Annotated in this window: 18 protein-coding genes; 6 read left to right on the top strand and 12 right to left on the bottom strand. The window is 25.5% G+C overall.

Features of this window, described 5'->3' with window-relative positions:
- Positions 1-9: 9 nt before the first annotated feature.
- The 11 genes from BUCIKOCA2762_RS00560 to ndhC form a co-directional block, all read right to left on the bottom strand.
- Positions 10-1,872 (bottom strand): NADH-quinone oxidoreductase subunit L, encoded by a 1,863-nt coding sequence (locus tag BUCIKOCA2762_RS00560; RefSeq protein ID WP_154028405.1) that lies wholly within the window; start codon positions 1,870-1,872, stop codon positions 10-12.
- Entirely contained in the window at positions 1,869-2,171 is a 303-nt protein-coding gene (gene nuoK, locus BUCIKOCA2762_RS00555) for an NADH-quinone oxidoreductase subunit NuoK (protein WP_154028403.1), read from the bottom strand. Before nuoK ends, BUCIKOCA2762_RS00560 begins: the two co-directional genes overlap by 4 nt.
- 43 nt (positions 2,172-2,214) lie before the next feature.
- Positions 2,215-2,697 (bottom strand): NADH-quinone oxidoreductase subunit J, encoded by a 483-nt coding sequence (locus BUCIKOCA2762_RS00550; RefSeq protein ID WP_154028401.1) that lies wholly within the window; start codon positions 2,695-2,697, stop codon positions 2,215-2,217.
- Positions 2,698-2,707: 10 nt separating this feature from the next.
- Entirely contained in the window at positions 2,708-3,253 is a 546-nt protein-coding gene (nuoI, locus tag BUCIKOCA2762_RS00545; protein WP_154028400.1) for an NADH-quinone oxidoreductase subunit NuoI, read from the bottom strand.
- A gap of 19 nt (positions 3,254-3,272) precedes the next feature.
- Entirely contained in the window at positions 3,273-4,211 is a 939-nt protein-coding gene (gene nuoH / locus BUCIKOCA2762_RS00540; RefSeq protein ID WP_154028398.1) for an NADH-quinone oxidoreductase subunit NuoH, read from the bottom strand.
- Between the two features lie 27 nt (positions 4,212-4,238).
- On the bottom strand, positions 4,239-6,977 hold the full coding sequence (nuoG, locus tag BUCIKOCA2762_RS00535) for an NADH-quinone oxidoreductase subunit NuoG (protein ID WP_154028396.1): 2,739 nt from the start codon (positions 6,975-6,977) through the stop codon (positions 4,239-4,241).
- Between the two features lie 110 nt (positions 6,978-7,087).
- Positions 7,088-8,410 (bottom strand): NADH-quinone oxidoreductase subunit NuoF, encoded by a 1,323-nt coding sequence (gene nuoF, locus BUCIKOCA2762_RS00530; RefSeq protein WP_154028394.1) that lies wholly within the window; start codon positions 8,408-8,410, stop codon positions 7,088-7,090.
- Entirely contained in the window at positions 8,407-8,877 is a 471-nt protein-coding gene (nuoE, locus tag BUCIKOCA2762_RS00525; RefSeq protein ID WP_154028392.1) for an NADH-quinone oxidoreductase subunit NuoE, read from the bottom strand. Before nuoE ends, nuoF begins: the two co-directional genes overlap by 4 nt.
- Positions 8,878-8,908: 31 nt before the next feature.
- A complete protein-coding gene (gene nuoC / locus BUCIKOCA2762_RS00520) occupies positions 8,909-10,711 on the bottom strand; it encodes an NADH-quinone oxidoreductase subunit C/D (protein ID WP_154028390.1) in 1,803 nt (600 codons plus the stop codon).
- A gap of 100 nt (positions 10,712-10,811) precedes the next feature.
- On the bottom strand, positions 10,812-11,489 hold the full coding sequence (locus tag BUCIKOCA2762_RS00515; RefSeq protein WP_154028388.1) for a NuoB/complex I 20 kDa subunit family protein: 678 nt from the start codon (positions 11,487-11,489) through the stop codon (positions 10,812-10,814).
- 132 nt (positions 11,490-11,621) lie between these two features.
- On the bottom strand, positions 11,622-11,993 hold the full coding sequence (gene ndhC, locus BUCIKOCA2762_RS00510; RefSeq protein WP_154028386.1) for an NADH-quinone oxidoreductase subunit A: 372 nt from the start codon (positions 11,991-11,993) through the stop codon (positions 11,622-11,624).
- 371 nt (positions 11,994-12,364) lie between these two features.
- Between ndhC and dnaK the strand changes: the two genes are divergently transcribed.
- Complete coding sequence (gene dnaK / locus BUCIKOCA2762_RS00505) at positions 12,365-14,284, top strand: molecular chaperone DnaK (protein WP_154028384.1); 1,920 nt, start codon at positions 12,365-12,367, stop codon at positions 14,282-14,284.
- Positions 14,285-14,421: 137 nt separating this feature from the next.
- Complete coding sequence (gene dnaJ, locus BUCIKOCA2762_RS00500; protein ID WP_154028382.1) at positions 14,422-15,561, top strand: molecular chaperone DnaJ; 1,140 nt, start codon at positions 14,422-14,424, stop codon at positions 15,559-15,561.
- A gap of 88 nt (positions 15,562-15,649) precedes the next feature.
- Here the strand turns inward: dnaJ and rpsT are convergent, their stop codons facing one another.
- Complete coding sequence (gene rpsT, locus BUCIKOCA2762_RS00495) at positions 15,650-15,913, bottom strand: 30S ribosomal protein S20 (RefSeq protein ID WP_154028380.1); 264 nt, start codon at positions 15,911-15,913, stop codon at positions 15,650-15,652.
- Positions 15,914-16,343: 430 nt separating this feature from the next.
- On the opposite strand from rpsT, the gene ileS reads away from it, so the two are divergent.
- The 4 genes from ileS to carB all read left to right on the top strand — a co-directional run bounded on the left by ileS (position 16,344) and on the right by carB (position 24,695).
- The gene (gene ileS, locus BUCIKOCA2762_RS00490) at positions 16,344-19,178 is read left to right on the top strand and encodes an isoleucine--tRNA ligase (protein ID WP_154028379.1); all 2,835 of its coding nucleotides are present in this window, start codon (positions 16,344-16,346) and stop codon (positions 19,176-19,178) included.
- A gap of 252 nt (positions 19,179-19,430) precedes the next feature.
- A complete protein-coding gene (gene dapB / locus BUCIKOCA2762_RS00485; RefSeq protein WP_154028377.1) occupies positions 19,431-20,264 on the top strand; it encodes a 4-hydroxy-tetrahydrodipicolinate reductase in 834 nt (277 codons plus the stop codon).
- A gap of 86 nt (positions 20,265-20,350) precedes the next feature.
- Entirely contained in the window at positions 20,351-21,478 is a 1,128-nt protein-coding gene (gene carA, locus BUCIKOCA2762_RS00480; protein ID WP_154028375.1) for a glutamine-hydrolyzing carbamoyl-phosphate synthase small subunit, read from the top strand.
- A complete protein-coding gene (gene carB / locus BUCIKOCA2762_RS00475; protein ID WP_154028373.1) occupies positions 21,462-24,695 on the top strand; it encodes a carbamoyl-phosphate synthase large subunit in 3,234 nt (1,077 codons plus the stop codon). The genes carA and carB overlap by 17 nt, the downstream gene beginning before the upstream one ends.
- Positions 24,696-24,918: the final 223 nt, after the last annotated feature.

Genomic DNA, 24,918 nt, shown 5'->3' with positions numbered 1-24,918 from the left:
AAATTATATTTAATAATAATTAACAAAAAAAATAATTAACAAAACTGACGTTAAACAAAAAATATACCATCTAATATGATGGATCATATTAAGTGAATTTAGATTAGATAACCGTTTAATAGGAAAAAAAATTTTATCTAATAAAAATCTTTCTATATAATAAAAATTATTTTTATTTAAATAATTTGATAAATTACAATATGTTTGTACAAATATATAAGAATAAAAAACATCAAAAAACCAATAATTATAAGTTAATATATCAAATAAATTAAACACTTTATTTAAAGAAAAATTTTTTATTAAAAAATTTTTCTTTATATATATAAAATATACTATAATAAAACCAAATACTGATAAAATACTAGACAAATATTCTACATAAACAAAATTCGACAATATAATAAAAGATTCATAATGTAATTGATTCCATATATATGACATGAAATTCCATGTAATTGGAGTACAACCAATACATAAAACAAATAATGATATATTATGAAAAAAATTTTTCTTAACAAATACAAAATTAGATTTATGCGATCCGTGAAATACTAAAAATACCATCCGAAATACATATATCGAAGTTAAAAATATTCCTATTAAACTAAATATTAATAAAAAATTATTTTTATGGTATAAAATATTAAATAGTATATTACTTTTACTATAAAAACTAGAAGTAAGAAACGGTAACGATACTAAAGAAAAACTTCCTATTAAAAAAGTTATATAAACAAAAGGAATTTTTTTATACAAACTGCCCATTTTACTAATATTTTGTTCATTATTTACACATTTTATAATAGACCCAGCTGACAAAAACAATATAGATTTAAAAAAAGCATGACAGATCAAATGAAAAAATGCACCCTTAATATTATTAGATCCTAACGCTAAAAACATATAACCAATTTGACTCATAGTGGAATAAGCTAAAATACATTTAATATTATTCTCAAAAATAGCCGAAATACTAGATATTATAATAGTTATACAACCAATTATAGCTAACAAACTCATGGCATAAGTATTAAATATAAATAATACATATGTCCGCAATATTAAATAAACACCCATAGTCACCATAGTAGCTGAATGAATTAAAGCAGAAGCCGGTGTTGGACCAACCATGGCCCCTATTAACCATGTATGTAAAGGTACTTGCGCTGATTTTCCTATAGCTGCAATAATTAATAAAAAAGTTATTATAGATAAGTAATTTGTACTGTTATTTAAAAAAATAATTTTATCAATAGAATTCTGTAACGTTAAAAAATCTACTGTATTAAATTTTAAAAAAATTAAAAAAATAGAAATTAAAAAAAACACATCACCAAATCGAGTCATTAAAAATGACTTAATAGCAGCATATCCATTTCGTTCATTATTAAAATAAAAACCAATTAATAAATATGAACAAACTCCAACTATTTCCCAAGCACAAAACATAGTAATTAAGTTACTTGTCAATATAAAAATTATCATACACAAAATAAATAAATTCATATATATGAAATATTTCGTATATACAACTGAATCTCGCATATACCAAAAAGAAAATAAATATACACATATACTAATTAATAAAACCATTGCTAACATAGATAAAGAAAAAAAATCTATTAAAAAATTCCATTCAATATTGTAATTATTTACAGTTATCCAATGCAACATTGGTACAAAAAAAATTTTCGATATATTAATTTTATGATAATAATCATATATTACATATAATAAAAATAATAAAGATACAAAAACTGAAGAAATACTAATCAATGCAACATTATTTTTTGACAAAAATTTTTGCAAACATACCAATAATAAACAACTTAATAATGGAAATATAACTACATAGTAAATTAAATTCATTTATCAATCTCGCTTAACTGAAATATATCTAACGTATTATACTGTTTATATATTTTTAAAAAAAAAGCTAACATTATACTAACTTCCGCTGCTGCTGTAGTGATAATAAATACATACATAATTTGACCATCGGTTTGATTCCAATAATGCCCTACTAATACTATCGCTAAAGCAATTGCGTTAGTAAGTATTTCTAAACTAATTAATGTAAATATTAAATTTTTATTTCTTAATAAAGACATTAAACCGATTATAAATATTATAATCGATACAATAATTCCGTGATTTAATAGCAACATAGTCTTATATTTTATCCTTATAAAAACACAAAAATAAATCTTATTACTTAAAAAGTATACATACTACAAGTAATGCAGATAATAACAATAAAGATGTAAATTCTACCAAAAATCCGTATTTATTAAATAAACACATACTGATTTGTTTCATTGCTATATCATTAAAAATTAAAATTTTATTTTTTTCTTTAATAAATTGGATAGATAAAATTAATAAAATTACAATTAAACATATAAAAGATAAAATTTCATAAAAATTTATCGATCGATTTAATCGATTACATTTTTGAAATAAATTATTATTTATTAACATTACCGAAAAAACAAATAAAACCATAATAGCTCCAGCATAAATAATTACTTCTAACGCTCCTATAAAAATCATCCCTAAAGTAAAAAAAATACCAGAAATAGAACATATCAGAGAAATCAAATACAATAAAGAATAAACTGAATTACGACTTATCACTATTAATAAAGAAAAAATAACAGATAGCAAACTAAATAAATAAAATACAAAAATCATAAAATTATCCCTACGGCAATAAAGATGTCACATCAACACAGTTTAGTATCTTTTTTGAAGTAGCATTATGTGATTTATTATTATTTTTTACACCTGAAATAGAATAAAAATTATATTTTGGAAATTTTCCAGGCCCCGAAATCAGTAAATCCTTTTTTTCATAAATTAATTTTTTTCGATTAAATTCACTTAATTCTATATCCGGAATTAATTGAATCGCTGCAGTAGGACAAGCTTCTTCACATAAACCGCAAAAAATACAACGCGAAAAATTTATTCTAAAAAATTTAGCATACCAACGACCATCTATATCTTCTGACTTTTTTAATGAAATACAGTTAACAGGACACACAGCAGAACATAAATTGCAAGCAACACATCGTTCTAAACCATCGGGATCTCGAGTTAAAATAATACGACCTCTATATCGTAATGATAAATTTAATGGTTGTTCTGGATACAATCGTGTTTCACGTGCTGCAAAAATATTAGTAAATATCAAAAATATACTACGAATATAGCTAAAAAAATTTAAAAAAATATTTTTTATATTCATACATTATCAAACCTCGAAATTATAATAAAATTTTTAAAGATGTATAAATTAAATTCAATAATGATAATGGAAAAAAAAATTTCCACGCAAATAACATAACATGATCGTACCTAGGTCTTGGTAAAGATGCTCTTATTAAAATAAATAAAAAAATAAACAAAAAAAATTTTAATAAAAACCATATTATTGGTGGAAACCAAGGACCAAGCCATCCTCCAAAAAATAAACAAACTATCAAAGCAGAAACAGTCATAATAGAAATATATTCTCCAATAAAAAACATTCCAAACTTCATACCAGAATATTCAATATGATAACCATCAGCTAATTCTTGTTCTGATTCTGGTTGGTCAAAAGGATGTCTGTGACAAACTGCAATACATGCTATAAAAAACATAATAAAACCAAAAAATTGTGGAATAACATTCCATATTCTTTGTTGTGAATAAATAATATCTATTAAGTTAAAAGATCCACATTGCATCACAGTTCCTAAAGCAGAAAGACCTAAAAAAACCTCATAACTTAACATTTGCGCTACTGCTCTAATTGATCCTAATAAAGCATATTTATTATTACTAGACCAACCAGCTAATAAAACTCCATATACTGATATAGATGACATCATAAAAAAAAATAATAATCCAATATCTAAACTAATAATAATATAATCATAAGTAATAGGAATACTTGATAAAACACACAAAAAAGAGATAAAAGAAATTATAGGCGCTAAAATAAACAAAAATTTATCACAAAAAGGGGGAATCCAGTCTTCTTTAAAAAGAAGCTTAATACCATCAGCTAGTACCTGCATACAACCACCCCATCCAACCCTATTTGGGCCATATCGATTTTGTAATAAACCCAATATCTTTCTCTCTACTATACTCAAAAAACTAGCGCTAAATATAGTTATAATCAAAAAACTAATAGAAAAAAAAAATTTATTTTTCATAATATTAAACCCAATTCAATAAAATATTTATTTATTATACTTTGTTAAATTTGTAGCAACTTTATTAAAGAAAATAGCTGGTAATTTACCACAACCTATTGGTAAACCAATATGAAATACATTTATTTGCTTAGATAGGAATACAGGAAATCTAAAAAATAAATTATTTACCTGAAATTGTAATATATCACCATTATTAATTTTTAATCTAAAAGCATCAGAATCATTCATTCGAACATAAATAACATTTATTTTCATTATTTTGACAAAATAATTTTGACTCATTTCTTCACTACCCAATAATTTATAATATGGAATAATTCGAAAATATAATGAATCTTGTGCTACATTTTTATTAAATCTTTTTATATCAAAATTTGATAAAATTTTTTCTTTATAATCCTTAAATAAAAGTATACCCTCATATAAATGAATAAATTGATTATTTAAACGATTAGATGATTTATGTAATGATTGATTAGAATTCCAATTAGGAGACCACAAAAATGGAGCATGAGAAAAATTATTTTCTGTTTGTTGATTCCCTTCCATAGAGAAAGAAAACATGCTATCAGGATCTATCGGAGAAACAGGTTCATGTACATTTTTATTAGCAAACATAGAAGAACGACCACTAAATCGTAGAGATGATCTAGCAATTTTTTGACCATGAATTTTAAAATCTGCAGATTGAGCAGAATCTTTTAATTTTTTAAAAATAGAATTCCATAAAGAACATAATTTCATCATTTTATCGAGAGTAAATAATTGAATGGACATAAAAGAGTTAATATTATGTTTAATAGCATATATCCATCGCCAACTATCTAATTTATATATTTTTTTATTATAAAAGTTAGGATTATGAGTTCTAAAAAAACGCTGTAAACGAGCTTCATAATTTACAATACTTCCGGAACTTTCAAAAAAATTAGTACATGGTAAAAAAATATGAGCATTTTTTGTCATTCTATTGTTTTGATGATCTATTACTATAACGGTATTGATATTTTTTAAAATATTATCTATAAAATTTGCTTCATACAATCGATATAAATCATTTTCTAAAATGATTAAAACATCTATTTTTTCTGAATGAATTATATCAAACATAATATTTAAAGAAATATTTGGAATTAATGAAACTCCTATGCTATTAGCTGAGGGTGGAAATAATGCTAAACCAACCGGTAATCCTTTTGTCTGTAATGATTTCGCAATATTAAAAGATATTTTAATAAATTCAGTATGATAATATGATGTGCCTGAAATAATTAATGGTTTTTTAGAATTACATAATGCTTTAGCAATTAAATTTACTTGATCAAATATATCTTGATGGTTATCTTGTACATATTGTGTATTATTATTAATACAATCTAATATTGCTGTACTAAATTGTAACTGTTTTTGTATAGATCCATGGTAACTAATCTTACTGATATCATCTAGCTTAGTTTCACTTCCATTAATAATAAATAATAAATTTTTTTTATTCTGAGCAATATTTTTTATAGCATTAATATGCCATATAGGTATATTATGTTCATCTGAAATAGAAGAATATACACCTTTTACTGCCTGACGTACTGATAATGCCGCTAATGCTGCAGTTTGAGTAATATCTTCAGCTATAATTAAAATTACATCATATTGCTCAATTTCTGAAATAGAAGGAGTATGTAAGCCTCCACGTTTTATAATATCCGCAATTAAATTAGTACATTGATTTAATTCCGGTAATACTCCATTAGAAAAATTATTCTCTCCAACTAAATTAAACAATGCCATATTACTCTCAATACTAGCTCGTGAAGAACCAATTCCTAATACTCTATTTGAGGAATCTTGTAAAACATTAGAAATTAAATTAATTGCTTCCGAATAATTTAAAAATTTAGTAATATTATTTTTGAGCTTAAATGGCTTTGAAGTAACAGTAAAGTTTACATAATTACAACCAAATTTACCCAAATCACATAAAAAATATCGATTCAAATGTTTATTATATCTATTATCAACACGGCATAATTTACCTAAACGTTCCCCTAAACTAATATTGCATCCAATACTACAATTATGACATACACTAGGAGAATACTGTAAATCCCATTTACGATAAAAATCATCAATATTACTTTTATCGGTAAATACACCTGTTGGACATATATCAATTAAATTCCCAGAATATTCACTTTCTAAAATACCATTTTCAAAACGACCAAAATAAATTTTGTTATTTGAACCATATACTCCAAAATCTTTTCCACCAGCATAATCATTATAATATCGAGTGCAACGATAACATGTAATACATCTATTCATAACATGTGAGATAAATGGACCTAAATATTGATTATTGTAAACACGTTTTTCAAATCTATAACGTCGAATATGATGCTTGTTTAAAACAGTCATATCTTGCAAATGACAACTACCGCCTTCTGCACAAACAGGACAATCATGCGGGTGATTTAACATCATTAATTCAGTAATATTTTTTTGAAAATTTATTACATCTGAATGTGTAGTTGATATTCTCATATCCTGTTTAACCGATAACATACATGCCATAACAATCATTCCAATTTGATCATCATCATTCTGATATACTTTAACCGCACACTGTCGACAAGAACCAATACTGCCTAATGCTGGATGCCAACAAAAAAAGGGTATATTAATACCTACAGATAAACAAGCTTGTAAAAGATTACAAGATGATTCAACAAAAAAAATTTTTTTATCAATATAAATTTTAATCATTATAAAATACTCACTTTAAAATACCGACTATACCGCTATATACAAATATTGTATTAAACATTTATTACTATTTTATCCATATACGCAATAAACACTATTTATCACATATACTATTCATATAAAGAAACAATATCTATATTGTTCTGTTTTTTATTATTTAAATTAATACCTTTTTTAAAATCGTTACGAAAAAGTTTTATCGCACTTTTTAATGGAGAAATTGCTCCTGGAGCATGTGCGCAAAATGTTTTTCCTGATTCTAAATGGGTGCATAATTGCTCTAATATCGAAATATCGCCACTATATCCATTTTTATTTTCTAAGGATTGTAATATTTTAACAATCCAAGGTAATCCTTCTCTACATGGAGTACAGAATCCGCATGATTCTCGAGAAAAAAATTTTTCAATATTCACTAATAAAGAAATAATATTAACTTTATCGTCTATAGCCATAGCGATTCCTGTTCCTAATCGACTACCTATTTTTTGCAAACTAGTAAAATCCATTTTTATATCAATATCATTGTAAGATAATAAGCTAGTTCCTGCTCCACCGGGTTGCCAAGCTTGTAAGGTTAATTTTTTTTGCATTCCACCTGCATAATCTTCTAAAACTTCTCTTGCTGTAATACCCAACGGTAATTCCCATAAACCCGGTCTTTTTACGCGACCTGAAAAACCCAATAACTTAGTACCTGAATCTATACTTTTAGATAAATTTAAATACCAATTCGCTCCATACAAAATAATTGCGGGAATATTAGATAATGTTTCTACATTATTAACGCATGTAGGTTTTCCCCATAATCCAAAGTTAGCAGGGAAAGGCGGTTTATATCGTGGATTTGCACGCTTACCTTCTAATGAATTAATCAATGCAGTTTCTTCCCCACAAATATAACGACCGGCACCAGTATGTACAAATAAATTAAAAGTAAAACCACTATTTAAAATGTTTTCTCCTAAAAATCCAGCTTGATATGTTTCACGAATAGATTGTGTTAAAATTTTTTCTGATAAATAATAATCACCTCTCAAAAAAATATATCCACATTCAGCTTGCAAAGCAAACGCACTGATAATAATACCTTCAATCAATTGATGTGGTAAATATTCTATCAAGAATCTATCTTTATACGTTCCAGGTTCCATTTCATCAGCATTACAGATTAAATATCTAATATCTTTAACAGAACTTGTTGACATTAAATCCCATTTATTACCAGTTGGAAAACCAGCACCTCCTCTACCTTTTAAACCAGATTTTTTAACCAAAGATATTATTTCATTAGAATTCATATATTTTAAAGATTTTTTTAAAGCTTGGTAACCATTAGTATTACAGTACTCTATTATTTTAACTGGTTTACAATATTTTTTTAAACGCCATGTTAACGGATGCGTTTCTGGATTTTTCAGTATATGTTTCATTTATATTTATCCAATAATTCTAATACCTTTGTAGAAGTGAGATTAGTATATAAATTTTCATCAACTAACATTACAGGGCCTTTATCACACGCGCCCAAACAACAAGTAGGTAACAATGTAAATTGATTATTACTCGTAGTTTCTCCTGGTTGTATATTTAAAGTAGATATCAATTGATTTTCAATTTTACGATAACCATTAATAAAACATACAACACTATCACAATAACGAATTACATGAAAACCTACTGGTTTTCTAAAAATATGACAATAAAAAGTCGCAACACTTTCTACCTCACACACCGGAATAGATAAAAGTTCAGAAATTGCTATAATAGAATTACTACAAACCCATTTTCTATGTTTTTGTACAATTTTTAAAGCATCAATACACACTGCTCGTGAATCACGATAACATTTTTTTTTTAATAAAATTTCAGAAATTTCTAATGAACTTAAACGAAACACATATTTTCCTTATTATAATTTATAAAAATATTTAACGATCTACATCTGACATAACAAAATCAATACTACCAAGATAAACAATTAAATCTGAAATTAACTGTCCGCGTATAACAGATGGAATTTGTTGTAAATGAGCAAAACTAGGAGTACGAATACGAGTACGATAACTTGTTGAATTACCATCACTAATTAAATAATAACTATTAATTCCTTTAGTTGCTTCAATCATTTGAAAACTTTCATTTACAGGCATGATTGGCCCCCAAGATGATTGTAAAAAATGAGTGATCATAGTTTCAATATTAAATAAAGAATTTTTTTTATACGGAGGAGTAGTTAGAGGATGATCCGATTTAAAAGAACCATTTGGCATATTTAATAAACATTGTTGTAATATTTTTAAACTTTGTCTGATTTCTTCAACTTTTAACAATACTCGAGTATAAGCATCACTAACTGTATTACCAATCGGAACATCAAAATCAAAATTTTGATAACCTGAATAAGGACGTTGTTTTCTAACATCAAAATTTACACCAGTTGCCCTTAATCCTGCACCTGTAACTCCCCAAGATAACGCCTCTTTTTTTTCATAAGATGCTATACCAACAGATCGAGAAACAAGAATACTATTTTTTAATGCTATTTTTACATAAAAATCTAAACGTTTTGGCATCCACATTAAAAATTCTTTTAAAAAATAATGCCAATTAATAGGTAAATCTTTAGCGATTCCTCCAATACGAAACCAAGCAGGATGCATACGAGCACCAGTAATATATTCAATTATATCATAAATTTTTTGACGATCAGTAAAAGCAAGAAAAACAGTACTCATGCTTCCTACATCTTGAATAAACGTAGAAATAAATAATAAATGACTATTAATTCTAAATAATTCAGATAATAAAATTCTAATTACTTGAACACGATCAGGTACAATAATACCTGCTAATTTCTCTACAGCTAGTATGTAAGGCATTTCATTAATACATCCGCCTAAGTATTCTATACGGTCTGTGTAAGGTATGTAATTATGCCAAGATTGTCGTTCAGCAATTTTTTCTGCACCGCGATGGTGATAACCAATATCAGGAATACAATTTACTATCTTTTCTCCATGTAATTGTAATATTATTCGAAAAGCTCCATGCGAAGAAGGATGATTAGGTCCAAAATTTAAAAACATATATTTTGAATTATCAGATTTATTACTCTCTAAACCCCATGATTCAGGACAAAAACGCAACGCTTCCATTGCTACGTCTTCTTTTTGTTTAGTAAAAAAAAAACTATCTAATTCCGTTGCATGAGACGCATAATCTTTCCGTAAAGGATGTCCAACCCAATTTTTAGGCATCAAGATACGAATTAAACAAGGATGTCCGATAAATTTTATACCGAACATTTCCCATGTTTCACGTTCATACCAATTTGAGTTTAAAAAAATTGAAGTAATAGTAGGTAATTGTAGTTTATTTTCCAATAAAGCTACTTTTAAAATAAGATCGCAATTATGCGTAATTGATAGAAAATGATAAAATACTGTAAAATCAGTATTAGGAATATTATCAGTGTTTTTTCGCAGACGTTCATCAATTCCGTGTAGATCAAATAACATTTCATATGAACAAATATCGTTTTTCTTTATAAAATGAATGACCTTTATTAAAATTTTTCTATTAATCCATAAAACTGGATATTGAAAACAAGTATTTTGAATAAAAAAATTTTTTTTTCCAAATATTTTAAATAAAGAATTAATAATAGGATTTTTATCGCAAAATTTTTTATCAATATTATTTAAAAAAAAAATTTTTTTGCAAACCAATATCAGACATGATTGAATTCCTATAAGTGTACTATATATCTATTTTAGATAAATACTGTTAATAAAACTAAACAACAATATATTAAAAAATTTAAAATTTAAATTAAAAACTATCATTAGAATCAATATTTATCACCGAAATTCTTTTATTATTATTTTTTTCTTTTTCGGACAACATTTTTGGTTTATAAACTCCTTGATCACCTATTATCCATGATAATGGACGACGTTCTTTAGAAATAGATTTTTGTAATAACGTTAATGCATGAATATATGCTTCCGGCCTAGGAGGACAACCTGGTATGTAAATATCTACTGGGAGAAACTTATCTACCCCTTGTACAACTGAATATACGTCATACATTCCGCCAGAATTTGCGCATGCTCCCATAGAAATGACCCACTTCGGTTCTAACATTTGATCATATAATCTTTGTATAATGGGAGCCATCTTAATAAAAGGCGTTCCCGCAATAACCATAAAATCAGCTTGTCTAGGAGACACTCGTAAAACTTCAGAACCAAAACGAGAAACATCATGAACAGATGTAAATGCAGTTACCATTTCTACATAACAACACGATAAACCAAAATTATAAGGCCACAAAGAATTTTTACGACCCCAATTTACAATATTATGAAAAAATTTAGAAATTTTCCCAAAAAATACATTATTTTGCATTTGTGTTGTGATAGGATCTAATACGGTATCTACCGTATTTAATGGATATTTTTCAGATATGTTTTTATTTTTATTAACTTGCGTTAAAGTATATTTCATATTTAAAAATCCTTTTGTCATTAACTGACATGATAATGTTTTATTAATAAATTCAGCGAATATTAAAAGCTTAATAACTAATCAATACATGATTTATGTAATTTACTAAAAATAAAAAATAAAAATATATATTTATTTTAAAATGACCCACTCTAATATATTATTTTTGATCAAATAAAATAATGTCATAAATAAAATATGAATAAAAAAACAAATACTCAATAAACCTATCCATCCAGATTCTCGTATACATAAAGACCAAAAATATAAATACAATATTTCTACATCAAACAAAACAAATAAAATAGCAATTAAAGAAAACTTAATAGGTATTTGTATTCGAGCAGACCCAACTGAAATAACACCAGATTCAAATGGATCTGGAGATTTTTGAAAATATGATCTACCGCCCAATACGTAACCGCATAATAACATTAAAAAACACAGTACAAAAACACCAAATACAAAAAAAATAAAATGTAAATGTTGATCACTTATATTCATAAATATTTATAAACTCAAAAATGTTAATTAATTCTCATTATAGACAATAAAAATAAAATATAAAAATGATATTAATATATCTATATATATATTTTTCATTCAATTAATTATAACATCTTATAAAAAAAAGTTATAATTTTACTATAAAAAATCTAATTATTAATTCATTAATATGATTAAAAACATTCTTGATACGTTATTTTGAAATAAATAAAATTATATTTTTTTTTTACCCTTGATGCTTTATAAACTGACCCCATTTTATTAATATTATCTATTTAATAAAATTATTAATAATTACAAAAATATTATTAATAGTTATTAAAATATTTTTAAATTACATTTAAAATATAAATTAGGAGATTACTAAAATGGGATCTATCATTGGAATAGATTTAGGCACTACAAACTCTTGTGTAGCTATTATGGATAATAATAAAGCTAAAGTATTAGAAAATGCAGAAGGAGAACGTACTACACCTTCTATTATTGCTTATACCAAAGAAAACGAAATTTTAGTTGGACAACCAGCTAAAAGACAATCTATTACTAATCCAAAAAATACACTTTTTGCAATTAAACGTTTAATGGGAAGAAAATTTCAAGACGAAGAAGTACAAAGAGATATTAAAATCATGCCATATGACATCGTCCAATCAAAAAATGGTGATGCTTGGTTAAAAATAAAACAAGATAATATTGCACCGCCTCAAATTTCTGCTGAAATTCTCAAAAAAATGAAAAAAACTGCTGAAGATTATTTAGGAGAAAAAGTTACTGAAGCTGTAATTACAGTACCAGCATATTTTAACGATGCTCAAAGACAAGCTACTAAAGATGCAGGCAAAATAGCAGGATTAGAAGTTAAAAGAATAATTAACGAACCAACAGCAGCAGCACTTGCGTATGGTTTAGATAAAGGTACAGGTAATCGAACAATTGCAGTATATGATTTAGGTGGAGGAACATTTGATATTTCAATTATTGAAATTGATGATGTTGATAAAGAAAAAACTTTTGAAGTACTTTCTACAAACGGAGACACCCATTTAGGTGGAGAAGATTTTGATAATCGATTAATTCATTTTTTAGTTGAAGAATTTAAAAAAGAACAAGGAATGGATTTAAGTAATGATCCATTAGCAATGCAAAGATTAAAAGAAGCAGCTGAAAAAGCAAAAATTGAACTTTCTGCAACACAACAAACTGATGTAAATCTACCATATATTACAGCTAACGCTACAGGCCCTAAACATTTAAATATTAAAGTAACGCGAGCAAAATTAGAATCATTAGTCGAAGATCTAATCATTAAATCTATTAAACCGTTAAAAGTAGCATTAAAAGACGCTAAGTTAAAAATATCAGATATTAATGATATTATATTAGTAGGTGGGCAAACTCGAATGCCTTTAGTACAAAAAAAAGTAACAGAATTTTTTGGAAAAAAACCAAGAAAAGATGTAAATCCTGATGAAGCTGTTGCTATCGGCGCTGCTGTTCAAGGTGGTGTATTATCTGGTACAGTTAAAGATGTACTGTTATTAGACGTAACACCGTTATCATTAGGAATTGAAACAATGGGTGGAGTCATGACCCCATTAATTAACAAAAATACAACTATACCTACTAAACACAGTCAAACATTTTCTACGGCTGAAGATAATCAATCTGCTGTAACAATACATATATTACAAGGAGAAAGAAAAAGAGCTCTAGATAATAAATCTCTAGGACAATTTAACTTAGATGGTATTCAAGCAGCTCCACGCGGAATTCCACAAATAGAAGTAACTTTTGATATTGATGCCGATGGTATTTTACATGTTTCAGCAAAAGACAAAACAACAGGAAAAGAACAAAAAATAACTATACGATCTTCATCTGGATTAAATAAAGATGAAATTAAAAAAATGATTGACGATGCACAAGAAAATTCTGAAAAAGATTTAAAATTTGAAGAATTAATAAAAGTTAGAAATCAAGGTGATCAAATTTCTCATAATACCAAAAAGCAATTATCTGAATGCAAAGAAAAAATTGATTCAACGACAAAATCAGATATTGAAAAATCCTTACAAGAATTAGATCTTGCTCTTAAAGGTGAAAATAAAGAAGAAATTGATGCAAACATACAAAAAGTATTACAATTAAATTTAAAATTAACAGAATTATTAAAAAAAAATAATACAAATAATAATACTGATAAAAAAGAAGATGCAAACAATAACAAAGAAAACGTAGTAGATGCAGAATTTGAAGAAATTAAAGAAAAAGATAAAAACAAATAATTCAAAATATATGAAAAAAATTTAATTACAAAAATAATAAAAAATAAATCCAAAATATCTAATTCTATATCAAAGGGTGTAGAATATTCTATCTACACCCCTATTAATATATATTATATTAGGAATAATAATAAATCATGACACAACAAGACTACTATAAAATATTAGAGATATCTAATAATGCTAATGAACGTGAAATAAAAAGAGCTTATAAAAGACTCGCTATTAAATATCATCCTGACCGTAATCAGGGCAATAAAGCGGCAGAAGAAAAATTTAAAAAAATTAAACAAGCATATGAAGTTCTTAGTGATGCAAAAAAAAGAAATGCATACGATGAATACGGACATGCAGCATTTGAACAGAATAATAATACCGGAGGATTTCACAGTAGTTTTACCACATCAACATCTGATCTAAACGACATATTTGGGGATGTGTTTGGTGATATTTTTGGCAATAATAGAAAAAACACCAAAAAAAAAGGATCTGATTTACAATATAATATGAATCTTACATTAGAAGAAGCCGTACAGGGAACTACAAAAGAAATAAAGATTCCGACATTAAATAAATGTACAGCATGTTCCGGTCAAGGATCAGCATATGGAGCAAAACCACAAACATGTACATCTTGTAACGGTCACGGACATATACAAATGAGAAAAGGATTCTTTAGTGTGCAACAGACGTGTTCTACGTGCCAAGGAAACGGAACAGTTATAAAAAATCCATGTAAAATATGTTATGGGCAAGGTCGTATTAAAATATCTAAAAAATTATCTATTAAAATTCCAGCAGGTATAGATACCAACGATCGTATTAGATTAAATCATGAAGGTGAAGCAGGACAATGCGGGGCACAATCAGGAGATTTATATATACAAGTTACTGTAAAAAAACACCCTATTTTTATTAGAGAAGATAATAACCTTCACTGCAGTGTTCCTATTAATTTTGTCATAGCTGCCTTAGGCGGAGAAATCGAAGTACCTACGTTAACAGGAAGAATAAAGCTTAAAATACCCTCTGAAACACAATCAGGCAAATTATTTCGAATACGAGGCAAAGGTGTAAAATCAGTACGAAAAGGATATCCCGGAGATCTATTATGCAAAATAATAGTAGAAACACCTGTCAAATTAAATACCTTTCAAAAACATCTATTACAAAAATTAGGAAAAAGTTTTGGTGAAGTTAAAGGAGAAAACCATAGCCCTCAATCCAAAAGATTTTTTGATAGTGTTAAAAGATTTTTTGATAATCTTACACAATAAAAATATAGCAAAGAGGGTATTGCTATCTATATAAAATAAAATAGATGCAATACTTATATAATTTATTATATATATCTTGTAAAATATATTAGACAATATTTTTAATATATTTTGTTAATATGGATTTATGTCTAGCAGCTTTATTAACATGCAAAATTCCTTTCAAAGCATATCTATCAATAATAGATTGTAATATACAAAATGTTTCATTCGCTTTTTCTTTATTTTTTTGTTTGATAAAAAAATATACCTTTTTTATGAAAGTTTTTATTGCAGATCGTTTACTAAAATTATATTTTCTTTTTTTTTCAGAAATAATTGCATGTTTTTTAGATGATTTTATATTTGCCATAATATTCACAACCTCATAAATGAGTGCTATTGATAAAAATTACTGATATTAAAAATATTTATAATATTTATTAATATAAATCTTATTATAAGTTATAACTAATAATATATATATATTTTATATATATAAATATATAAAATATATATATTATAAATAATATTATTCATGTTAATATAATATAAAATATATTACATATAAAACAATACCAATTATTAATTAACGATATTTATGATCAAAATATAATAAATATATCGTTATATCGATTAAAATTAATAAAACTATTATATATACTATTATTAATAATTAAAAATTCTTAATAAATACTATTTTAAAAATTTTTATTTTAAAAAAAACATTCATTAGTAATGATATAAAATTTTTTTTATAATTTTAAAAAATAATATATCTATCAATTTACTATGAGGCATATATGAAAACAATCAAAACATCGTTAAATTTACCTAAAACAAAATTTCCTATGCAAGCAAATTTAGTTATTAAAGAAATAGAAATATTAAAAAAATGGAAAAAAAATAAATTATACGATAATTTACATGTATATAACAAAAAAAAAAAAATTTTTTCTTTGCATGACGGACCACCTTATGCAAATGGAGATATTCATATTGGTCATGCTGTTAATAAAATATTGAAAGATATAATACTAAAATTTAAACGTATGTCTGGATTTTTTGCGCCTTATATTCCTTGTTGGGATTGTCATGGATTACCTATCGAACAAAAAGTAGAACAAATATTAAAAAAAAAAAATAACATAAATAAAAAGCAATTTCGTAAAATATGTTATAAATATGTGTTAACACAAGTTCATCAGCAAAAAAAGGATTTTATCAGATTAGGAATCTTAGCAGATTGGGATAATAGTAACTTAACTTTAGACTATGTAAATCAATCTAATACTATAAATGTATTAGCTAAAATTGTTGAAAAAAAATATATTTATCGTGATCTCAGACCTATTCATTGGTGTTTTCATTGTCAATCTTCTTTAGCTGAAGCTGAAATAGAATATCAAAAAAAAAAATCACTATCTCTTTATGTGTCATTTATTTTAAAAAATAACAGTTTATCAAAAATAAAATTTAACAATCCCACCAAAGATAAAATAAATCCCGTTACTAATATTTCAATCGTTATTTTTACAACTACACCTTGGACATTACCAACATGTCAAGCTATTGCTGTTAATCCACAATTAAAGTATCAATTAATAAAAATTGAAAAAAAATATTATATTTTTGAAAAAAAATTAACAAAAAAAATAATAAAAAAAATTAACATAAAAAAATGGAAAATTATTAATTGTATAAATGGAAAAAATTTAGAAAATTTGCAATGTATACATCCATTTTTAAATATTTATGTTCCAATTATATTATCTACACATGTATCTAATGAATTAGGAACCGGAGCAGTACATATGTCTCCAGATCACGGATACGAAGATTTTATCGCATGTAAAAAATATCAAATAAAACCTACCCAAATCGTTAATTCATATGGATTTTATAATTTACCAAAATTTTATCCACTAAATAATATTCATATCTTCAATAAAGAAGATATAATTTTAAAGTTATTAAAAAATAATGATAAAATATTTTTTTTAGAAACTATTCAACATTCATATCCACACTGCTGGCGCCACACAAAACCTGTTATCCTACGAACTACATTACAGTGGTTTATAAAACTATCTGACCCATTATTACAAGATAGCATGCTACAAGAAATTAAAAAAGTTTTATGGATTCCTGGATGGGGAAAAAATAAAATGAAAATAATGTTAAAAAATAGACCCGACTGGTGTATATCTAGACAAAGAACATGGGGCATTCCAATTCCATTTTTTATACATAAACATACCGGTCAATTACATCCAGATACTGTTGATATAATGAAAAAAATATCAAAAAAAATTAAAAAATACGGTTATACAATATGGTGGAAATCTAATACTCATACTTGGATAAAAAAAAACGCTGATATGTATGAAAAAATTAATGATGTTCTTGATGTATGGTTTGAATCAGGATCAAATCATCAACTTAAAATATATAAGAATTATACCAATAATACATTAAATTATATTGCTAACTTATATTTAGAGGGATCAGATCAGCATCGCGGTTGGTTTATGTCATCATTAATTACATCTGTAATTACAAAAAATCATGCTCCATACAAATCAGTGCTAACTCATGGATTCGTTGTTAATGAACTTGGCCAAAAAATGTCTAAATCTTTAGAAAATAATACAAAACCTAAAGATATAATTAAAAAATGGGGAGCAGATATTTTAAGACTATGGGTAGCTTATACCAATTATACTAATGATATATCTATTTCTGATAAAATATTACACCAAATTTCCGACCACTACAGAAGAATTAGAAATACAATAAGATTTTTATTCTCTAACATTTTTGATTTTAAAAAAAATATCCATGTTGTAAAATATAAAAAAATGTTATTGTTGGATCGATGGATATTAGATATAACATATACATGTCAAAAAAAAATTATTAAAAACTACTCAATTTATAATTTTCATGAAGTAGTACAAAAAATTATTCATTTTTGTTCTATTAAATTAGGATCTTGTTATTTAGAATTAATTAAAGATCGATTATACACTAAAAATAGTAATAGTATAGAAAGACGAAGTGGTCAAACAGCAATATTTTATATATTAAATTCCCTTATACGATGGATTGCTCCTATCTTATCATTTACAGCAGAAGAAGCATGGAATTATTTTAAAATAAAAAAAGAAAAATCTATATTTACCGAAAAATGGTTTAAAAAAACAAAACCACTTCCTAACAATATTCCTTATAATATATTTTTTTGGAAAAAAATATTTATTGTCAGACATGAAGTCAATAAATATATTGAACAAGCAAAAAAAAATAAATATATACATAATTCATTAGAAATAATGCTAACACTATATGTAGATATAAAGTTATTTAACTTACTCCTATCTTTTAACAATGAATTGAAATATATATTTTTAGTATCTGAAACACAGTTACATAGATATTCTTCTGCACCGAAAATCGCTTATTCGAGTAATAACATTAAAAATTTAAAAATAATAATAAAAAAAAGTAATAAAATTAAATGTCCAAGATGTTGGAATTATTCAAAAAAAAACAATTTTACAAATAAAAATACAAATATTTGCTATAAATGTCTTGAAAATATTAATCAAACAGGTAAAAAACATATTTTCTTATAAAAAATTTATATAATTTTAACAAAATATAAATATATATATATTAAAATTAATCATCATTTAAGATAACTAATTATCCATATAAATATAAATAATAATTTTAATAAAAATATTTAATAATTATATTAATAACATTTGTTATGGAAAATAACATTTATTAAAATAAACACGTATTATTAACAATCTAATTAATGCTAAATATTAATATATTTATATCAACTATTCAATAACATCTTACCTATAAGAACATCAAACATGAAAAATATCAATACTAAAGTCGTTATTTCTGGTGCACTTGGTCGTATGGGAAAAATTTTAATTAAAGAAATTAAAAAAAACAAATATATTAAATTAATATATGGATTAATTCAAAAAAAACAAATGAAAAATTATTTAAATGATGACCAAAAATCTTCTACAAATAAAAAAAATTTTTTTACTACATTAAATGCTCTCAGAAAAAATAAAAATACTTTATCATTTGATACATTAATTGATTTTAGCACACCATACACTACCATAAAAATGGTAGAATACTGTATTAAATACAAAAAAAAAATGATCATAGGAACAACAGGATTTAATCCTGCACAAATGAATACAATTAAGCAAGCCTCTAAAATAATTCCAATATTATATTCTCCAAATTTTAGTATCGGTATTAATGTAATGCATAAAATAATACAATATATGTCACATATATTAGGTAATAGTGCTGATATTGAAATAATTGAAGCGCATCATAGACACAAAATAGACGCACCTTCGGGAACTGCATTACAATTAGGTAAAATTATTTCAAAATCAATGAATTGGAATTTCAGTAAATCAGCTGTATTTTCACGATACGGAAATATTGGAATACGAAAAAAGCATACAATTGGTTTTTCAACTATTAGAGAAGGAAATACAATTGGCGAACATACCGTATTATTCTCTAATGATTATGAGAAAATTTCCATTGTACATAAAGCTATACATCGATCAGCTTTTGCAAAAGGAGCTCTTCAGGCAGCTATCTGGATACACAGCAAAAAAACTGGTTTATATAAAATGTCTGATGTGCTTAAAAATATTTCTATTTTATAAAAATTACCAATAATATAATAAAATATTATTAATTAAAATTTAGTATTTTATATATATTTATAAAAATCATATATTAGGAGAATATTTTGAAAAAAATAGCGCATTTAATTTTAGAAAATGGTACTGTTTTCCAAGGTATCTCTGTAGGTATAGAAGGCGAAACAATTGGAGAAATAGTATTTAACACTGCTCTTACCGGATATCAAGAAATTTTAACAGATCCTTCGTATTTAGGACAAATTATTTCATTTACTAATCCGCATATTGGTAATGTTGGAACAAATAAACTAGATGAAGAATCTAAAAAAATTCATGCTAATGGTATTATTACTCGATCTATATCACCTCTCGATAGTAATTATCGCAGCACACAAAATTTATCCCAATATATAAAAAAAAATCATATTATTGCTATATCAAATATCGATACAAGAAAACTTACTCATATTTTACGAAATACAGGATCTTTATATGGATGCATACAATCTGAAAAATATATTAATATAAAAAATGCTATCCAAAAAATAAATAATTATAAAAATAAAAAAAAAATAATTACATTTACTGGAGTAAATAAAATTAAAAAATGGAATCCTGTACAATTTACAGATACTAACAATAAAAAAAGATTCCATGTTATTGTATATGATTTTGGCGTTAAAACAAGTATATTAAAAATTTTACAAAATAAAGGATGTCAAATTACTTTAATTCCATCAAATACTTCTGTAAAAAAATTATTATCACTACAACCCTCTGGGGTCTTATTGTCAAACGGTCCCGGCGATCCACGATCATACTCAATATCTATCAAAAATATAGAAAAATTACTCAATTTTTCAATTCCTATTTTTGGAATTTGTCTTGGTCATCAAATTTTAGCATTATCGTTAGGGGCAAAAATTATTAAAATGAAATTCGGACATCATGGATCAAACCATCCGGTCCAAAATATATCTACTAAACGTGTATTTATTACTACTCAAAATCATAATTTTACTATTGACAAAAAATCAATAAAAAATAATATGATCATTACACATATCTCTTTATTTGATCAAACTGTTCAAGGAATTAAGTTAAAAAACCATCCATCTTTTAGTTTTCAAGGACACCCTGAATCCAATCCAGGTACTCATGACATTCAAAAACTATTTGATATCTTTATTAAAAATATGCATAACAAGGAAATTTCAAATGCCCAAAAGAAATGATATAAACTCTATATTAATAATAGGATCTGGACCTATTATAATCGGACAAGCCTGCGAATTTGATTATTCAGGCGTTCAAGCTTGTACAGCATTAAAAGAAGAAGGATATACCGTTATATTGATTAATTCTAATCCAGCAACTATTATGACAGACCCTGATATTGCTGATAAAACATATATTGAACCTATTAATGTAAAAATTATTGAAGAAATTATAAAAAAAGAAAAACCAGATGCTATTTTACCTACTATGGGAGGACAAACTGCTTTAAATTGTGCGTTACAATTATATCAAACAGGAATATTAAAAAAATATAACGTAGAATTAATAGGAGCTACAATTAAATCTATTCAAAAAGCTGAAAATAGATCTTTATTTGAAAAGTCAATGAATAAAATTAATCTACAAACAGCAAGATGTGGTATTGCTCATAATATAAAAGAAGCAAATACAATAATTAAATCTATTGGCTTTCCGAGTATTATAAGGCCTTCATTTACTATGGGAGGTAGTGGCGGTGGTATTGCATATAATTATGAAGAATTTCAAAATATCTGTATAAAAGGTCTGGAATTATCGCCAATATCCGAATTATTAATTGACGAATCGTTAATTGGTTGGAAAGAATACGAATTAGAAGTAATACGAGATAAATTAAATAATTTTATTGTTATCTGTACCATAGAAAATCTAGATCCTATGGGTATACATACCGGAGATTCTATAACTATTGCTCCCGCTCAAACATTAAGTGATCGAGAATACCAAAATATGCGAAATGCTGCAATAATGATCCTTAAAGAAATTGGCGTAACAAACGGAGGATCTAATGTACAATTCGCAATACATCCAAGAACTGGAAAAATGATAGTCATTGAAATGAATCCTAGAGTATCTCGATCATCAGCTTTAGCCTCAAAAGCTACGGGTTTTCCTATCGCGCGAATTTCTACAAAGTTGTCTATAGGATATACCTTGAATGAATTACAAAATAATATTACTGGACATAACACACCAGCAGCTTTTGAACCTTCCATTGATTATGTTGTAACTAAAATACCTAGATTTGATTTTAAAAAATTTCATAAATGTAATGATCGATTAACAACACAAATGAAATCAATAGGAGAAGTAATGGCTATTGGTCGTACATTTCAAGAATCATTACAAAAAGCAATTAGAAGTTTAGAAATTGGATCTACAGGATTTGATATAAATACTAAAAAAATAGATGATAATAACATAATACAAGAAAAAAAAATAAAATATGAATTAAAAGAAACTGGTCCAAAACGATTATGGTATATAGGAGAAGCTTTTCGATTAAAATGGACTATAGATAAAATATACAAACTAACATACATTGATAAATGGTTTTTACAACAAATACAAAATTTAATTTTGATAGAAGAAAAAACAAAAAATAAGAAATTATCTGATTTTAATTATGCACAATTAAAATACTTAAAATCAAAAGGTTTTTCAGATTTACGTATCTCTCAACTGATAAATGTTCAAGAAGATGACATACGTAAAAAAAGATATAAACTAAAATTACACCCTACCTATAAACGTATAGATACCTGCGCAGCTGAATTTTCTACAGAAACCGCCTATATGTATTCTACCTGGGAAGATGAATGTGAATCCTTACCTACAAAAAATTTAAAAAAAATTATCATTCTTGGTAGCGGCCCAAATAGAATTGGCCAAGGTATTGAATTTGATTATTGTTGCGTGCATGCATCACAAATATTAAAAAAAGATAAATATGAAACAATTATGATTAATTGTAATCCTGAAACAGTATCTACAGATTACGATATATCCGATAGATTATATTTTGAACCTATTGCATTAGAAGAAATATTGGAAATCGTACGTATAGAAAAACCTATGGGGATTGTAATTCAATATGGAGGCCAAACACCATTAAAATTAGCCAAATATTTTCAACAAGAAAAAATTAATATTCTAGGAACACAACCAAAATATATTGATATAGCTGAAAATAGACAAAAATTCCAAAAAATAATTCACAAACTAAAATTACAACAACCTAAAAATGATACAGCAAATAATATAAAAGAAGCGTTAAAAAAATCTAATAATATAGGATATCCAATAATTGCGCGTCCTTCATATGTATTAGGTGGACGAGATATGAAAATTATTTATGATAACGATCATCTTATAAAATATTTTTCAAATCGTAATCAACAATCAAAAAATCAAACTATTTTATTAGATCAATATCTAGATAATGCTATTGAAGTAGACGTAGATGCCGTCTGTGATAAAAAAAACGTCTTTATCGGTGGAATTATGGAACATATAGAACCGGCAGGAATACATTCGGGAGATTCAGCATGTACCTTACCTGTTCATACATTGAATAAAAAAATAGAAAAAGAAATAATAAATCAAACAAAAATTTTAGCTCTTAATTTACATGTATTAGGACTAATTAATATTCAATTTGCCATTAAAAACAAAAAAATATTTATTTTAGAAGTAAATCCTCGAGCATCTAGATCTATTCCATTCGTATCAAAATCTATTGGAGCGCCATTAGCAAAAATAGCAATGCGTGCAATTTGTGGAAAAAATCTATTACAACAAAAATACATTAAAATAATTAAGCCAAAATATTTTTCAGTCAAAGAAGTTGTATTACCATTTAATAAATTTCCAGAATCTAATCCATTTTTAGGACCAGAAATGCGATCTACCGGAGAGGTGATGGGTATCGGTAAAAGTTTTTCATTAGCCTTTTACAAAGCTATGCTCGGAGTATCCGCTAATCTTAAAAATCACGGAACAGTTTTATTATCTGTAAAAAATCAAGATAAAAATTTAATTATTGATATTGCTATAAAATTAAAAAAACTAAAATTTAATTTAGAAGCAACATTAGGTACTTATTTAAAAATAAAAAATCAAGGAATCCCGATAAAATTAGTAAATAAAATTCATGAAGGAAGACCAAACATACAAGATGGCATTAAAAATAAAAAATATATTTACATAATAAATACATCAATAGATAATAAAAAAAATAAAGAAACTCATGAAATACGCAAAACAGCTCTAAATTACAAAATACATTATGATTCTACTTTAAATGGAGCATTCGCTACTATTTCTGCTTTAAAACATATTGGAAAATATCCAATATTATCCTTACAGCATATACATCGAAATAACAATTATTAACTCTAATTATAAATAACCTATAACCAAACACAAGAGTTACTCTATAACAACATATTACTAATAAATATACATTTATATGTATATTTATTTTACAAAAATCTATTTTACTTTTAAAAAATATATTAATTAAATAAATATGATATATATTATTTAATCAATTAAAATTATATATATGTATATATCATGTTTATTTGAGACCAATATTTTATTATAAATATTTATT

It is taken from the genome of Buchnera aphidicola (Cinara kochiana kochiana) (assembly GCF_900698905.1).
In the GTDB taxonomy this organism is placed as follows: Bacteria; Pseudomonadota; Gammaproteobacteria; order Enterobacterales; family Enterobacteriaceae; genus Buchnera_F; species Buchnera_F aphidicola_W.
The sequence above is the reverse complement of the archived record's forward strand: the minus strand, read 5'-3'. Positions and strand labels throughout refer to the sequence as shown.